Source organism: Metabacillus bambusae (assembly GCF_017497975.1).
Lineage (GTDB): Bacteria > Bacillota > Bacilli > Bacillales > Bacillaceae > Metabacillus > Metabacillus bambusae.
Window position 1 is genome coordinate 536,167 of sequence record NZ_JAGDEL010000001.1, and the last position, 16,685, is coordinate 552,851.

General features: G+C 36.1%; 15 protein-coding genes. 5 read left to right on the plus strand and 10 right to left on the minus strand.

All coding sequences use genetic code 11. The annotated features are described in order from the left end of the window. Positions 1–272: 272 nt before the first annotated feature. The 5 genes from ctaF to cyoE all read right to left on the minus strand — a co-directional run bounded on the left by ctaF (position 273) and on the right by cyoE (position 5,247). Positions 273–605, minus strand: a complete 333-nt coding sequence (gene ctaF / locus I7822_RS02480; protein WP_207975171.1) for a cytochrome c oxidase subunit IVB — start codon at positions 603–605, stop codon at positions 273–275. A 4-nt stretch (positions 606–609) separates the two neighbouring features. Next, on the minus strand, positions 610–1,233 hold the full coding sequence (gene ctaE / locus I7822_RS02485) for a cytochrome c oxidase subunit III (RefSeq protein WP_207975172.1): 624 nt from the start codon (positions 1,231–1,233) through the stop codon (positions 610–612). After that, positions 1,233–3,098: a cytochrome c oxidase subunit I gene (gene ctaD / locus I7822_RS02490; RefSeq protein WP_207975173.1), complete on the minus strand. Its 1,866-nt coding sequence runs from the start codon at positions 3,096–3,098 to the stop codon at positions 1,233–1,235. The genes ctaE and ctaD overlap by 1 nt, the downstream gene beginning before the upstream one ends. Positions 3,099–3,130: 32 nt before the next feature. After that, on the minus strand, positions 3,131–4,216 hold the full coding sequence (coxB, locus tag I7822_RS02495) for a cytochrome c oxidase subunit II (RefSeq protein ID WP_207975174.1): 1,086 nt from the start codon (positions 4,214–4,216) through the stop codon (positions 3,131–3,133). A gap of 101 nt (positions 4,217–4,317) precedes the next feature. After that, the gene (cyoE, locus tag I7822_RS02500; RefSeq protein WP_207975175.1) at positions 4,318–5,247 is read right to left on the minus strand and encodes a heme o synthase; all 930 of its coding nucleotides are present in this window, start codon (positions 5,245–5,247) and stop codon (positions 4,318–4,320) included. A gap of 756 nt (positions 5,248–6,003) precedes the next feature. Here cyoE and I7822_RS02505 point away from each other — a divergent pair. Then, the gene (locus tag I7822_RS02505; protein WP_207975176.1) at positions 6,004–6,957 is read left to right on the plus strand and encodes a COX15/CtaA family protein; all 954 of its coding nucleotides are present in this window, start codon (positions 6,004–6,006) and stop codon (positions 6,955–6,957) included. Positions 6,958–6,997: 40 nt separating this feature from the next. On the opposite strand, the gene pyc is transcribed toward I7822_RS02505, so the two are convergent. The 3 genes from pyc to I7822_RS02520 form a co-directional block, all read right to left on the minus strand. Then, the gene (gene pyc / locus I7822_RS02510) at positions 6,998–10,444 is read right to left on the minus strand and encodes a pyruvate carboxylase (protein ID WP_207975177.1); all 3,447 of its coding nucleotides are present in this window, start codon (positions 10,442–10,444) and stop codon (positions 6,998–7,000) included. A 90-nt stretch (positions 10,445–10,534) separates the two neighbouring features. Continuing rightward, a complete protein-coding gene (locus I7822_RS02515) occupies positions 10,535–11,758 on the minus strand; it encodes an FtsW/RodA/SpoVE family cell cycle protein (protein ID WP_207975178.1) in 1,224 nt (407 codons plus the stop codon). A 163-nt stretch (positions 11,759–11,921) separates the two neighbouring features. Beyond that, entirely contained in the window at positions 11,922–12,203 is a 282-nt protein-coding gene (locus tag I7822_RS02520; RefSeq protein ID WP_207975179.1) for an Fpa/YlaN family protein, read from the minus strand. A 238-nt stretch (positions 12,204–12,441) separates the two neighbouring features. Between I7822_RS02520 and I7822_RS02525 the strand changes: the two genes are divergently transcribed. After that, entirely contained in the window at positions 12,442–12,939 is a 498-nt protein-coding gene (locus I7822_RS02525) for a molybdopterin-binding protein (protein ID WP_207975180.1), read from the plus strand. A 73-nt stretch (positions 12,940–13,012) separates the two neighbouring features. Here I7822_RS02525 and I7822_RS02530 read toward each other — a convergent pair whose 3' ends face one another. Continuing rightward, positions 13,013–14,341, minus strand: a complete 1,329-nt coding sequence (locus I7822_RS02530) for a PhoH family protein (protein WP_207975181.1) — start codon at positions 14,339–14,341, stop codon at positions 13,013–13,015. Positions 14,342–14,551: 210 nt separating this feature from the next. On the opposite strand from I7822_RS02530, the gene I7822_RS02535 reads away from it, so the two are divergent. After that, positions 14,552–15,157: a YhcN/YlaJ family sporulation lipoprotein gene (locus tag I7822_RS02535; protein WP_207975182.1), complete on the plus strand. Its 606-nt coding sequence runs from the start codon at positions 14,552–14,554 to the stop codon at positions 15,155–15,157. Between the two features lie 135 nt (positions 15,158–15,292). Here the strand turns inward: I7822_RS02535 and I7822_RS02540 are convergent, their stop codons facing one another. Then, positions 15,293–15,751: a pyridoxamine 5'-phosphate oxidase family protein gene (locus tag I7822_RS02540; RefSeq protein ID WP_207975183.1), complete on the minus strand. Its 459-nt coding sequence runs from the start codon at positions 15,749–15,751 to the stop codon at positions 15,293–15,295. A 289-nt stretch (positions 15,752–16,040) separates the two neighbouring features. Here I7822_RS02540 and I7822_RS02545 point away from each other — a divergent pair, with 289 nt between their 5' ends. Together I7822_RS02545 and I7822_RS02550 are read left to right on the plus strand one after the other, a co-directional pair. Further along, positions 16,041–16,241, plus strand: coding sequence for a YlaI family protein (locus I7822_RS02545; protein ID WP_207975184.1), 201 nt, complete (start codon positions 16,041–16,043; stop codon positions 16,239–16,241). Between the two features lie 32 nt (positions 16,242–16,273). Then, positions 16,274–16,669: a hypothetical protein gene (locus I7822_RS02550; protein ID WP_207975185.1), complete on the plus strand. Its 396-nt coding sequence runs from the start codon at positions 16,274–16,276 to the stop codon at positions 16,667–16,669. Positions 16,670–16,685: the final 16 nt, after the last annotated feature.

The window sequence follows — 16,685 nt, forward strand, 5'->3', positions numbered from 1 at the left end:
CCAATTATCACGTATCAATGAACGTTCTATGACAAATAAGAAAGCGCAAGCGCCTTGATCAGACCCGACAGGGATAAGCCGCTCAGGAATAGAAGACGTTCTTTGTCTTCAAATCCTGAGTGGCTTATGACCGCGAGGGTCTAGGCGCTGGAGCTAGAAACTAAAACAGAGTAAGAAAAGTTATAAATTCTGGCTCTAGAACAAAAGCTCAGAGCCAAAAATACAAAAAAAGAGCAATTAGCATAATAGCCAATTGCTCCATTTCATTAAAATTACCACCAAATTATTGTAACAAATGTTAATATAGTTAATGCAGCAACACCAACACCTGAGTATAAAAATAACGCAGCCGTTTCATGTCCTTTATGACTCATATGCATGAAGTAATAAAGCTGGAAAATAACCTGTATCACTGCTAAAAGGATAATAAATGGAACTTTAAACCATTCACCAACACCTTCATAACCAACAGCGATAAATGCAACAATTGTAAAGAAAATCATCATTGCAAACGTTACTACTTGATGCTTCATTTCCTCTTTGTTTTTCTTACGACGATAGGCTAAGTCTACTCTTGGGTTTGCTGAATTTTGATTATTTGCCATCAATTTATCCCACCATTCCCATTAAGTATACAACTGTAAAGATAAACACCCAAACTACGTCAATGAAATGCCAGTAAAGACTAGCTACATAATATTTAGGAGCATTGTACAAGCTTAATCCACGTTTTGCATTACGTACAATTAAAGTTGTAATCCATAATAGACCGAATGCAACGTGTAATCCATGTGTTCCAACCAATGTATAGAATGCTGAGCCAAGAGCACTACTTGTAATTGTAAACTCATAATGATGTATATAGTGATTAAACTCATAAATCTCCAATATGAGGAACGCTAATCCAAGAAGAACTGTGATCACTAACCACAACTGCATTTTGCCAAAGTTAAAGTTCTTCATATGATACATTGCGTACACACTTGTTAAACTTGATGTTAAAAGTAACATAGTAGCTACGAATGTAAGTGGTATTTCAAATAATTCTTGAGTAGTTGCTCCTCCAGCTGTCGACTCTCTTAATGCTAAGAAAGTGGCAAAGAGACTAGCGAATAAAACAGTCTCTCCACCTAAAAACAACCAAAAGCCAGTAAATTTATTTTTGCCTTCGAGGGTAGCTTTTTCAGGCGATGCAGGAAAATTTTCTGCAGTTAATTTCTCTTCATGTGCCATTATGCTTTCCCTCCTTTATCTTCATCAAGTAGATCTTCTTTATGAATATGATACCCATGATCATCGAGAACAGAACGGAAGAACATTGCAGCAAATGTAATAATGAACCCTACAATAATAGCAGGTAACGCCCAGCCATAGTCTTCGCGATACAGTAATCCGAATGATACGATGAATAATCCAAATGACATAATAAACGGTAATATTGAACCGTTTGGCATATGAATGTCACCAAGAGGTTCTGCTGGTGTCATTTCTTTATTGCCTTCCATTTTTTCAACCCAAAGTGCATCTAAACCACGGATAAGTGGTGTTTGTTTAAAGTTGTACTCTGGTGGTGGTGATGAAATCGCCCACTCAAGTGTACGACCTTCTCCCCATGGATCTCTACCAACCTTTTTCCCTTTTACAGATGTATAAACAATGTTAATCAGTAATACAATTGTACCTGCAGCCATTAAGAATGCACCGATTGTACTAACAAAGTTACCTGTTTCTAAACCTTGACCAGGTAAAAATGTGAAAATACGACGAGGCATACCCATTAAACCTAGGAAATGTTGGATAAAGAATGTTAAATGGAAGCCAGTGAAGAATAGAGCAAAAATGATCATATTCAGCTTCTCGTTCAACATTTTTCCAAACATTGTTGGCCACCAATAAGTAGCACCGGCAAATAATGAGAATACAACTCCACCTACGATTACATAGTGGAAGTGAGCAACTACGAAATAGCTATCATGATACTGATAGTCAGCAGCTGCTGCCGCTAACATTACACCTGTTACTCCACCCATTACGAACGTAGGAATAAAAGCAACCGACCAAACCATTGGAGAAGTGAATTTTACAGAACCTCCCCAAATTGTAAATAGCCAGTTAAATATTTTAATCCCGGTTGGTACAGCTATTGCCATAGTTGCAACTGCAAAAATGGCATTTGCAATAGGTCCTAAACCAGTTGTGAACATATGATGAGCCCATACCATGAATCCTAAGAAACCAATTAATACAGTTGCGAATACCATTGAAGAGTATCCAAACAAACGTTTCTTAGAGAATGTAGGTAGAATATCTGAGAAAATACCGAATGCAGGTAAAATCAAGATATATACCTCAGGGTGTCCAAAAATCCAGAATAGATGCTCAAATATCACTGAGTTACCACCCAATGCTGGGTCAAAGAATGCTGTACCGAATAAACGGTCAAACATAAGTAACGCTAATCCTACGGTTAATGCAGGGAAAGCAAATAAAATAAGTGCTGATGCTACAAATGTAGTCCATGTAAATAATGGCATACGCATGTAAGTCATTCCAGGTGCACGCATGTTGATAATTGTTGCAAGGAAGTTAATCCCCGCTATAAGCGTACCTAAACCTGATACCTGTAATCCAAGTAAATAAAAATCTACACCATGTCCAGGTGAATTTAATGCCAATGACGCATAAGAAGTCCAACCTGCGTCAGGTGCTCCACCTAAAAACCAACTTAAATTTAGGAAGATTCCTCCAAAGAAGAATAACCAAAATCCCAATGAGTTTAAGAATGGAAATGCTACGTCACGAGCACCAATTTGTAATGGTACAACCGCATTCATTAATGCGAATATTAAAGGCATTGCAGCTAGGAATATCATCGTAGTTCCGTGCATTGTTAATACTTCATTGTAAAGACCAGCACTAACAAAGTCATTATTCGGAACTGCCAGCTGAATGCGGATCAGCATTGCTTCTAATCCACCAACAAGGAAGAAGAAGCCACCGGATATCAGGTAAAGGATGGCGATTTTTTTATGGTCCACTGTTGTTAAGTAGTCCCATATAACCGCACCGACCCCTTTTTTCTGAGTTAACGTGCTCACAGTGTTACCTCCCTTTTCATTTTGCTCAATAGTTAATTGCTAGAGACTTTTAGCCCCATTAAGTATTCTGTAAGAGCATCTAGCTCTTCATCAGCTAATTCTGGATAAGTACCAGTCATCTTGTTACCAGGCTTAAAGCTTTCAGGATCTTCTAACCATGCACGAACATTTTCCTCATTATGTTCAAGAATACCTGCAACACGCGCACGTTCTCCAAATGTAGCTAAGTTAGGAGCAGTCCTTGCAGCTGCCGGTCGCTCATCAGTAGGTGATACTGCGTGGCATGAGATACATCCCTTTTCTTCAAATAATTGTTCGCCTTGCTTTGCTAAATCTGTTGAAGCAACAGCTTTTGAGCCTTCCATATCAGAGATCCATTGGTCAAAATCGTCTCTTGAAATCGGTTTAACTTTAAAGTCCATTAAACCATGTGAAGGACCACAAAGCTCAGCACATTTACCATAGAAATATTCTCCTGCTTCAGCTTGATCCATTCTCTCTGAATCAAATTCCAACCACATTTGGTTCACATTTTCAGTGTTAGTATCCATCTTACCACCTATAGAAGGAATCCAGAATGAATGCTTAACATCAGAAGATATCAAGTTAAAGTAAACTTTTTCATCAGTTGGAACAACTAAGTCTTGGCTAGTTACAACACCATAGTCTGGATATTCAAATTCCCACCAGTAAAGATTTGCACGCACATTTACGACGATTGCGTCTTCTGGCTTACGATTCTCATCCTCAATTGCATCCACTTCTGCAAGTTTAAATGTTGCAGTTACAACTGGAATTGTTAAGACAAGAAGTAATAGAATAGGAATAACAGTCCAAATGATTTCTAGCTTATGATTCCCCTCAACTTGAACAGGAATGTTGTTTTCTTCACCTTTACGTCTACGGAATTTAACGACAACATAAATGAAGATTACAGTTACGACTGCAATGACCACAACCATGATAAGTGTACTTAACACCATAAGGTCGTACTGCATATCCGCTACCTTACCAGCAGGTTTAAGCGTGGAAAGAAACGGTTCACCACAGCCGGCTAAGACAAGCGTCATAACTGCGAATAATGAAAATAGACGCCATTTTGTCAGCCAATTTCTCATAGCTAAATCAAACCCCTCTTTCAGTAATTTAAAAGTCCTATCAGTATCTCATTCAGGAACTCTTTTTATAAATAAATTCTTTTTAAGAAAGAATTTCAGCGTTATACAATGGTGAAAAGCACCATTGAAACAAATAAGATTGTTAAATAGTTGATAGAGTAAACGAACATCTTTGTAGCCCATTTCATCTCTAAATCTTTATTATTAAACCCTTTAATTCCAACGACAATCCATCCAACATTTAAGGCCGTGGCTAAAATCAGAAAGCCTGTACCTAATTCATAAAGATAGAATGGTAATGGAAGTAAGCATGCAATCCAAACCATTATTTGACGTTTTGTTACGTCAAATCCATGTACAACTGGAAGCATAGGAATGTTTGCTGCTCGATATTCCTCTGTTCTACGCATAGCTAGAGCTAAAAAATGCGGTGGTTGCCATATAAACATAATTAAAAATAGTACCCATGCCATCACACTTAAATTCGCATCAACAGCTGCCCATCCAATTAAAGGTGGTACAGCACCAGAGACACTACCTATTACAGTATTAATTGTATACAGTCGTTTTGACCACATCGTATAAAGAAAGATATATGTAACAACTCCAACTAAAGAAATAATTGTTGCTGTTAATGTTGTCATTAACATAAATACAAACCCAACAGTTAGGAGGAAAATCCCAATCCACAATGCCTGAAGTGGATTCATTTTTCCAGTTACAGTTGGTCTTTCCTTGGTACGTTCCATCAAGTGATCGATGTCACGATCATAATAGTTATTGATTGCACATGAACCTGCAATAACTAAGGAAGACCCAATTAATGTATATAATACAATATCGATATTAGCTAGAAATCCTTTTTCACTAAAATAAAGAGCTAGCCATATACCAGTAAATGTTGTTATTGCATTTGAATTAACAATTCCTACTTTTATTAAAGAAAGAAAATCTTTCCAAAGCGTTGTTTCGTGTATATCGTTTGAATGATGCTTTATTGCGGCTTCATCCAAAACTTTTGTATTTGCCAATTTTAGTACCTCCTAACTTTCATATCATTCTGCTAAAACTCTATTATCATGTATTCCTTATTTATTAGGCAAGGAGATGAAGGCGGTTCCAACCTACTAATTTTCTATATACTATGATACTAAAAAAACGACAAATTAAAAACGGTCTACTTGATATTAAATCATAATTCCACATGAAATTGTGAACAATTCATGAAGTAATTTTGTCGAAATTGTGAAAGGGTACCATCAAGATAGATAAAGTAAGCCTTTCCTTAAATCCAAGCCTTCCTATTTTATCATAAATTTAGAAGTAATTCTTAAGAAATAAAAATCAATGTGGAATAAAATTTCTTGTATTTCAATTAATGACAATACTTGTAATATATCCCCTTTTTATTTCTAGCAAACTCCAACTGAATATTCAACCCTTTTTCTACAAATCGTTTTTTTATTATAGTTACAAACTTTATTATCAGTCATGAAGAACCATTTTCTCGTGAATGTGGATTCCGCTTTTACTTAAAATTAAACTATTTAAACTAGTTTATATGACAACCCTCAATTTAGGGCTCCAATATAGCTACAAATTACTCTCTTTTTCCCGCAAGTCTTATTAGTCAGAAGCTGTTCAAAGAATTCGCAAATTTTTCTTAATATCTTATAACTTTGTGAACTTTTTAGTTAGTTTATTGTCTTTTTCTTTTACATTGTGTACTATCGATGAGTATTTACCATTACATTTTTATCATTTTAGTATATAAGTAGGTGAACATTTTGCAACGTGCTCTTAAATGGTTTGCTGTATTAACGACAATTATTATGTTATTTGTCCTTATCGGCGGTGCCCTTGTTACAAAGACTGAGTCAGGTGCAGGATGTGGAAATTCTTGGCCTTTATGTCATGGCGAGCTTGTGCCAAGTGAAATTACATTTGAGCTTGTAATAGAATTAAGCCATCGGTTAGTTAGTGGACTTGCAGGAATTACAGTTTTAATCCTTTCTATATGGTCATGGAGAAAGATTGGCCATGTTAGAGAGACAAAATTCTTAAGCTTACTCTCGACGTTCTTCTTAGTCTTACAAGCATTGATTGGCGCAGCTGCAGTTAAGTGGGGTCAGTCAGATGCTGTACTCGCTCTTCATTTCGGTATATCACTTATTTCCTTTGCTTCTGTCTTACTTTTAACATTATTGATATTTGAAGTAGACAAAAAGTTTGATGCAAAAACGTTAATTATCGATAAAGAAATGAAGTTTCACATGATTGGTATTATTCTCTACTCTTATGTAGTTGTTTATACAGGTGCATATGTGAGACATAAAGGAGCTAGTCTTGCTTGTCCTGATTGGCCACTTTGTAGTAGGCGTGCTGGAGGTATGCCCGTAACCTTGCATGAATGGATTCAAATGGGGCATCGTCTTGCCGCTGGTGTTATCTTCATTTGGATTGCATATGCAACTTGGCGAGCAATAAAACATCATAAGCATCAAAAAGTCATTTATTGGGGCTGGATCATTGCGTTTATTCTAGTATGCTTACAAGTGACGACAGGTGCACTTGTTGTTATTACAGGATTAAATCTTTATATAGCTTTGTCCCATGCATTAATCATCTCTTGCTTATTTGGGCTTTTAAGCTATTTTATATTGTTAGTAAGTAGGAACAAAATGAATTTAGAAAATCAAGCTGATCTTGATGATTCTAATGAGAAAACTATCTTTAAATAAATGAAAAGGGACTGACAATTAGCTGTCAGTCCCTTTTCATTTAACTTTTCGCTACTTCAATCAATAAATCCCCGGTTTGAATACCTTCACCATTTGAAACATGAATCCCTGTTACAGTTCCCGCAAATGGCGCTTGAACAGTCGTTTCCATTTTCATTGCTTCTGTAATAATGAGATGGTCACCTTTGTTTACCTTCTCACCATTTTCAACAAGAACCTTTATTACAGTTCCTGGCATAGTTGCTCCGATGTGTTCATCATTTCCACTATCTGCCTTTACCTTCGTAGCTACAGTAGATTTGACGCTTTCATCCTTAATGACAACTTCACGTGGTTGACCATTTAGTTCAAAGTAAACAATTCTCGTGCCATCTGCTTGAGGCTCACCAACTGAGACAAGTTTCACAATCAGTGTTTTTCCTTGTTCAATTTCAACCTCGATTTCTTCACCTAATCTCATGCCATATAAGAAAGTAGGTGTATCCAACACTGAAATATCACCATATGCATCACAAGTTTTAATATATTCAGTAAATACCTTTGGATAAAGTGCATTTGCTATTGCCTCAAAGCTTGTTACAGGTCTTCCTAAACTGTGGAAAAGCTCTTCTTTCATTGCCTGGAAATTAACAGGCTCAAGTCGTTCACCTGGTCGTTCTGTTAATGGAGTACGACCTTTTAATATAATCCGTTGCAACTCTTTTGGAAATCCACCATGTGGTTGACCTAAATAGCCTTCAAATAATTCAATAACTGAATCAGGAAAATCTAATGTTTCTCCTCTTTCAAAAATATCGTCTTCATTCAGTTTGTTTTGCACCATAAATAACGCCATATCTCCTACTACCTTTGAAGATGGTGTAACTTTGACAATATCCCCAAAAAGATCATTAACACGTCGATACATTTCTTTAACGTCATTCCATTTATCACCCAGTCCAACTGCTTTAGCTTGCTGCTGAAGGTTACTATATTGACCACCTGGCATTTCATGCATATATATTTCTGAATGAGGTGCATTCATACCACTCTCAAAATCAGCATAATACTTTCTTACACCTTCCCAATATTGTGAAAGCCTCTCTATTGAATTTATATCGACCTTTGGCTGACGTTTGATTCCTTCTAGCGCATGGTAGAGAGAATTCACACTTGGCTGTGATGTTAAACCTGCCATCGAACTAACCGCCACATCAACAATATCTACCCCTGCTTCGATTGCTTTTGCATAAGTGAAAATACCATTTCCACTTGTGTCATGTGTATGAAGATGGATAGGTAAATCAACTGTTTCTTTAAGTGTTGAGATTAAGTTATATGCAGCTTGCGGTTTTAATAGTCCCGCCATATCTTTAATCGCTAAAATGTGGGCACCTGATTGTTCAAGTTCCTTTGCCAAATCCTTATAATAAGTAAGGTCATATTTTTGCCTACTAGAATCAAGAATATCTCCTGTATAACAAATTGCAGCTTCAGCGATTTTTCCATTATCTCGAACAGCATCAATGGCCAACGTCATACCTTTAACCCAGTTAAGACTATCAAAAATTCTAAAGACATCAATTCCTGCGAAAGCAGACTTTTCTACAAATTCTTTAATTACATTATCAGGATAATTTTTGTATCCTACAGCATTTGACGCACGAAGCAGCATTTGTAATAGTACATTAGGTGCCTTCTCTCGAATCGTTAACAGACGCTCCCATGGATCTTCTTTTAAAAAGCGATAAGCAACATCAAACGTTGCCCCTCCCCACATTTCTAAGGAGAATAAATCAGGCATTAAACGTGCAGTCGGTTCAGCAATATGCTTTAAGTCAGTTGTACGTACACGTGTAGCAAGCAAGGATTGATGCCCGTCTCGGAAAGTTGTGTCTGTTAATAAAACTTGCGGCTGATCCTTAATCCAGTTGACCAATCCATCAGCACCATGAGTATCTAATATTTGCTTTGTTCCACTAGGAATTTCCTCAGTGTATTTGACCTTCGGAATAACAGGCTTATCAAAGACAGGCTTCTTCTTTTCCCCAATTCCCGGAAATCCATTCACTGTTACATTCCCTATATATGTAAGCATTTTAGTTCCGCGATCCTTACGTTTCGGAAAGACAAATAATTCAGGAGTCGTATCAATAAAAGATGTATTATATTTACCGGATAAAAAGTCTGGATGTTTTACGACATTTTCTAAAAACGGGATGTTTGTTTTAATGCCACGTATTCTGAATTCCCTTAAGTTTCTGACCATTTTAGACGCAGCTTGCTCAAATGTTAATGCCTGAGTTGAAAGCTTAACTAATAATGAATCATAATGTGGTGTAATCACTGCACCTTGGAAGCCGTTCCCAGCGTCAAGTCGTACACCAAAACCACCACCTGAACGATAAGCCATAATCTTACCTGTATCAGGCATAAAATTATTAAGTGGATCTTCAGTTGTTACACGGGATTGAATAGCATAACCGTTAATCTTAATATGTTCTTGTGATGTGATACCGATTTCCTTACCAGTAAGCAAATGGCCTTGAGCGACCATAATTTGTGTTTGAACGATATCAATTCCGGTTATCATTTCAGTAATCGTATGTTCAACTTGAACACGTGGGTTCACTTCTATGAAAAAGTATTCATCACCTGAAACTAAAAATTCAACTGTTCCCGCGTTTAAATATTGAACATTTTTCATTAATTTCACTGCAGCTTCACATATCTCAATTCTCAATTCCTCAGAAAGAGACACACTTGGTGCAACTTCAACAACCTTTTGATGACGTCTTTGAACAGAGCAATCCCTTTCATAAAGGTGTACAATATTTCCTTCATGGTCCCCAAATATCTGCACTTCAATATGCTTTGGGTTTTCAATGAATTTCTCGACATAAACTTCATCATTACCAAATGCGGCTTTGGCTTCAGACTTAGCCCGTTCATATGATTCTTTTAATCCAGATTCACTACGAACGATTCGCATCCCTCTTCCACCACCGCCTAATGAGGCTTTAATCATGAATGGGTAGCCGTAATTTTCACCAAATTGGATCGCTTCTTCCAAGCTAGTAACAGGTCCATCACTTCCCGGAATAACTGGAATACTTGCTAACTCAGCTTGTGTACGTGCCTTCACTTTATCACCAAACATATCTAAGTGTTTTGATTCAGGTCCAACAAAAATAATCCCTTCCTCTTCACAGCGTCTAGCAAAATGAATATTTTCAGATAAAAATCCATAACCCGGATGGATAGCATCTACTCGATTATTTTTTGCAATTTCGATAATACCTTCAATATCTAAATAAGCATCGATTGGCTTCTTACCCTCGCCTACAAGGTATGCTTCATCAGCCTTATAACGATGATACGAACCAGAATCTTCTTTAGAATAAATCGCAACTGTACGAATATGTAACTCTGTACATGCACGAAATACACGGATGGCAATTTCGCCTCTGTTTGCAACTAATAATTTATTAATCTTTCTTAACGACATAATAATCCCCCTTTTGACAGTGCAATATGTTGTTCTTTACCGAAAAGTATAACATATTGCACTTATTACGTAACACATTTAATTGTTTCTTTAACGCATTGAAGAGTTGTTTTTTTGTTGTAACGGCTTGATAACTGCAGCAGGCTTGACTTCTTGAATTATTGGCTTTTGATATGTTTCTCGATATGTCGTAAACATTGAAACATTAACTAGTAGGCCCATGGAAATTAGCAATAAAAGGATCGAGGAACCTCCATAACTTATAAACGGAAGCGGAACACCAGTAATCGGTATAAGCCCTGTTAAGCCTCCAAGGTTAATCATTGCTTGAATAGCTATCATACTTGAGATTCCGACCGCGAGTAAAGTTCCAAAAGGATCCTGACATTTTCGAGCAACGGAAAATCCTTTTAAGACAATAAATGAGAGAAGAATCAGGACGAACATGACACCAAAGATTCCTAATTCCTCGGCAATTACTGCCATGATAAAATCTGTGTGTGATTCAGGCAGGTATCCGTATTTTTGTACACTTTGACCGAGGCCTAATCCTGTTAAACCACCAGATCCTATGGCGTAAAATGAATTTACTAGCTGATAACCTGCTCCACCTTCATTAGCAAAAGGATCAGCAAAGCCAGTGAAACGACTTAACCGCTCTTCACTAAAAATTTGATCAGCTTTAAACATGATAACAGGCGACAAAAGAATACCGAATAAGAAAACGAGAGAAATAAGTTTACCTATACTTTTAATCGCCATTCCCGAGCAAAGGATCATACAAATCGCGATCATTCCTATAATAAAGGCAGTCCCAAAATCAGGCTGAATAATCACAAAAAAACAAATGATCCCAGTAAAAATCAATGGTGGTAAAACCCCTCTGCCAAATTCATCTATGTATGATTGTTTCTTATCATAAACTGCTGCTAAATAAATAATCACACTAAGCTTTACAAATTCACCAGGCTGAAGATTCATTCCACCTAGCTTAATCCAACTTTGTGCATTTCCTGCAACGTGACCAATAAAAAATAAAGAGCCTAAAAGACCAATAGAACCAAACACAATTAACTTCAACATTCCACTTGTAAGAAAAGCTCTATACGGAAAAATCATCATGACGATAAAAGCTAAACTACCAGCAATTAAAGCTAGTTTTTGACGCTGAAAAAAATAATCAGCTTCCACCTCATAACGAGCAACAGCTGTTATCATACTAGAGCTATAGACCATAACCAGTCCAAATGCGCACAATAAAACCACAGCTAATATTAATGAATAATCATAGGATTTTAGTATTTTCTTAACCATTATTATCTCTTCCTTATCTAATCATGGGGTTATTCTATGTTGCTTTTATTTTACTATATCTTCGACTTGGAAAAATGAAATTCCTTTAAAAACTTGTTAAAATTATAGAAAGTAAAAATAAAAAAACTCAAACTTACTTAAAGTTAGTTTGAGTTTTGGTTAATTATTTGGCTGTAAATGCATCATGTAATGCAGACAACTCTCGCTCAAGTGAATCGAGCAGGTCTTTTCCTTCACGTACCTCAATTAAGCCTAGCCTTACAGCGAAGTCTATTTCTCTAGATAAACCAAACATTTGTGTATCTAAAACCTCTTCATAAAGAGGACATTGAGGCATCGTTAAATTGTCCATTTGGACTTTAATCAATTTCATGATTTTGTCAGCATCTGCCTTAAGTATGGCAAGTGCTTTTTCTCGATGATCAATAGCAATCTCAGACGCCAAATTAATCCCTCCGTTTCCGAGCGATTACCCTTTTCTATGTATTAATATTAAATCCAAATCGTTGAAAAAGCAAGGACAAACAGCCCAAACATATACTTTTACTTTCAATGAATTGTGATTTCAATAAAAAGTAGGCAATTTCAGCTCAAGTAACACAGAAAAATACGAGCATTATTTTCATATAGTGTGACAAATTTTCTTGAAAAGCTTATACTTGCGATGTAAAGGAGTGTTTATAATGGAAGCAATCGTCATGGTAAAAGGCAAGGTAGATTATCAGATAACATTAGATCCGGGTGTGTGGATCTTCGATGATAGAAAAGTTGATTTAACCACTTATTTTATCACCGAGCAAGAAACAAAAGATGAACTAGAAGAATATACGAAGTCTGTATCAAAGCATTGGGAAAGAGAAATTAGGGAAGGGGCAATTTACCCTCCTACACTAAAAACTGAACGTACATACGAAAAACAAAGAGTGTTAAATGGTTCATTTGGTGTTCCATTAAAGCCATTTCTTCAAAATGCAGGAATTCAAGATGATGCTTTAAATGTTGAATTTGTTACAAATGATAAGCCATTCATAATATCGATTGAGGAAGCCAATAACGTCATATTAGGATTTAGCATGCAAGGCAAGCCATTAAAAGAAGATGGCCCAATTCACGTTTATTTAGGTGACGGTTCTAATGCAACTGATCCGATAAAGCATATAAAACAAATCAATGTAGTATGATGCTGGATGCTGGTTCATCATCTGTAAGAGGGGGCAGACAGAGCTAAACCTTCTGCCCCTCTTCATCATCCACTCAAAGCAAATCTGCTGCAAGCTGTGCCAAGCCTGATCGTTCACCTTTTACTAAGCGCACATGTCCGGCGATTGGCTGATCCTTAAATTTTTCAACTACATACGTGAGTCCATTGTTATACTCATCTAAATACGGATGATCAATTTGTTCCGGGTCACCCATTAAGACGATTTTACTTCGTTCACCAACACGGGTCAAAATCGTTTTAACCTCATGCTTTGTTAAATTTTGCGCTTCATCGATCAGAATAATTTGTTCAGGGATACTTCTTCCTCTAATATACGTTAATGCTTCAACTTCAATTGAACCCATCCCCGCTAATATAGCATCAAGCTCACCTGGTTTTTTTGTATTAAATAAATATTCTAAATTATCATAAATTGGTTGCATCCAAGGTCTTAATTTTTCTTCCTTTTCACCTGGTAAAAATCCTAAATCTTTTCCTACAGGTACGATTGGTCTTGCAACAAGTAATTTTTTATAAGTACCTAAATCCTCTGTTTGCATGAGTCCTGCAGCAAGAGCAAGTAATGTTTTGCCGGTTCCAGCTTTGCCAATAAGCGTTACTAACGGTATGTCGGTTCGTAGTAATAGCTCTAATGCCATTGTTTGCTGAACATTTCGAGGACGAATTCCCCAAATATGATCATGATCAAATACAAGTCGTTGAATCTTCTTTCCAGTCTGATCCACCTTGCCAATTGCTGAGGCGGAGCCGCCTAACGCGTCTTTCATAATGACAAACTGATTGGGATAAAATGGATGATTTGTTATCTCAGAAAGAATTAATTCATTTTTTTCATAAAAACGATCTAAGTTATCGCTGCTTATATACAAATCAAGAAAGCCTGTATATATATGATCAATTTCCACTACACGGTCACTGAGAAAATCCTCTGCAATTAGCCCAATTGCATCTGCTTTAACCCGAACTAAAGTGTCTTTACTGACTAAAATTACAGCTCGGCCATTTTCCTTCGTCTGCTCCTCTAATGATAAATTTTTGGCAACCGCTAAAATACGGTTATCATTTGTTTTTTCTACAAAAATTTCTTGCAACTGATGGAATGAACGGTGATTTAATTCGATCCTTAATGATCCACCGTTTGGTAAAGGGATTTTTTCATGCAATTTACCTGATTCCCTTAGTTGATCAATCAGTTTTGATACTTGTCTAGCGTTACGACCTATTTCATCCATGTAGCGCTTTTTTGAATCCACCTCTTCTAATACTACTGCGGGAATAATTACCTCATTTTCTTCAAATGAAAAAATTGAATTCGGATCTTGCAACAATACATTTGTGTCTAGAACATAAATCTTCCTCAAACCTCCGCCTCCTACTCCGTTGCTATTTTTTTATGGAGTGAAACAATTAGGTAGTGAAAAAAAGTCAAGCTGTGAATGAAGCGTTGCTAAAATATATGAAAGGATGAATAAAGATAGAAGGTTTATTAGACAATAAAATTAAAAAGCAAGGAAAAAACCTTCATTCAGGAACCTTCATATATGTGATCCTAACTTTTAAGGAGTGATTTCATGAGATATTTATTTGCTGTTTTACTACTATCAGCCTTTACTCTTACCGGTTGTACTGTAAATCAAGGTGCACCTAAAACAGATCAAGAAAATGATGCTGGCACACCAATTAATGTTAAAAATAGTGTTGATGAAAATATTGATCGGAAAACAGGTCAACAAATTTCAAAACATTTAGTCGAACTTGCGAATGAAATTCCTCAAGTGAATGATGCAACAGCAGTTGTAATAGGCCAATTTGCAGTTGTAGGTATTGATGTTAATTCAGAGTTAGACCGAAATAAGGTTGAATCGATAAAATATACTGTTGCAGAAAGCTTGATGCATGACCCTTATGGCGCAAGTGCTATTGTAATTGCTGACGCCGATACTAATGTCAGACTCCGAGAAATGGGCCGTGAAATTAGTGAAGGTCGCCCTATTGTCGGAATACTCGATGAGTTAGCTGCTATTGTGGGACGCGTTGTTCCTGAGATACCTAATGAAATCCTTGATAACCAACAAAAACAGCCTACTAATCAAAACAATGATCAATTAACAAATGATGAAGAAAAATTGTTAGAAAAAGAACAACAGGATCAATCTAACAACCATTTGAAGAAATAGGCTAAAAAATGCTTGCAAAATTTCAAAAGGACTGCTCCCTAATTGATGAATAAATACGAAAAAAAGTATGACCATGTATTTGAATACATGTAGTACTGTTCTTTAGAATTCATCAGCTTAGTAGCAGTCCTTTTTCTATACATTATTCTTCATAGCAATTAATACTTGCTTATCTAGCTTAGCAGCGGCTTTTTCATCATATGTTTTTTCATAAAGTGGTTCAGAAGATATTTTTGAACCATAAAACATAACATCACGCACTTCTGAAATTGTTAATTCAATTAATGCTAGTTTAAGCGGAACACCTTCAAGCCTTTCCTCTTTTATATGTGCATTTCCATTAATCGAATATGTAGATTCATTTGCAATCATATTCAAAACAATTGCAGGATGTTTTTTAATATTTTCAACAATTCTTGAGCGTTGGTCAATTGCGAAGAAAACTCGGTCTCTATCAGGTGCATATACCCAAGAAATCGCACTTACATTTGGAGAATTTGTTTCATGGTCGATTGTTGCAATTGTCACGAAGCGTTCTTTTTGCAGACCATCAAATAATGGATCAATCAATTTTGTTTCAACCTTATTTGCCATTAGAATCCCTCCCTTTCCACTTTATACTAATATCATACCCTTTTTTCTAAATGGTTCCAACTATAAGTCATTCTTCATGTATGTTTTCACTGAAATATAGAAGGCATCAACTAACTTATTATTTTCGTCCACTTTTGTCTTCTAAACGCTTTAATACGAGAAACAGCTTGTTAGTTCTACAAATTAAGCGGCGATTGAAAACGTCATATTTGTTTTTGTATAATACGTGATATACTAGTAAGAAAGAGCGCTATTATAAAGCTGCTACACTAATTGTTTGAGGTGCATAATGAGAGTAAAATGTGTTATTTGTGATAAGGTTGAGACGATTGAAGATGAAACGTTAATTGCGAAACGTCTAAGAAACCGTCCGATTCATACATATATGTGTAAACCATGTAATGAGAGAATTGAAGAAAAAACAAATGCCCGAATTGCTACAGGAAAATTCCGATTATATCAGGACAAAAAGTCTGAAGATACTTGGTAAGTAAAAACATATGGAGAGGAATCTTAACTGGGGTGATTAGCGAAGCTGTTTTAGGTTTGTTCTTAAAATTCATTCAAGCGATTACAGAATTAAAAGTCTATACACTTTTGTTAAACATTGATTTTTTGTATAACAAATACTTACCAGAATCGCTAGAGTTCTCACTCCATTTAATTGTTTCCATTATTATAAGCGTGGTATATGTTTTCTTTTCCGAAAAGTTGAACCTTGATCTCAGGCAACAATTCGTTTTTTTTTTCGTTTTTACAACTCCAACAGTTTATATATATATTCCACTTTCGATTTTTTCAATAAAAGAAACTCCAGCTTTAAGTGATGGACTAGCCATTTTATGGTGGATGATAGGTCATTTTCTATTTGCACTTCTTCTTCCACTATTGTTTAATCAAATAAAACAAAGGTTCTGATATTTGAATCAGAACC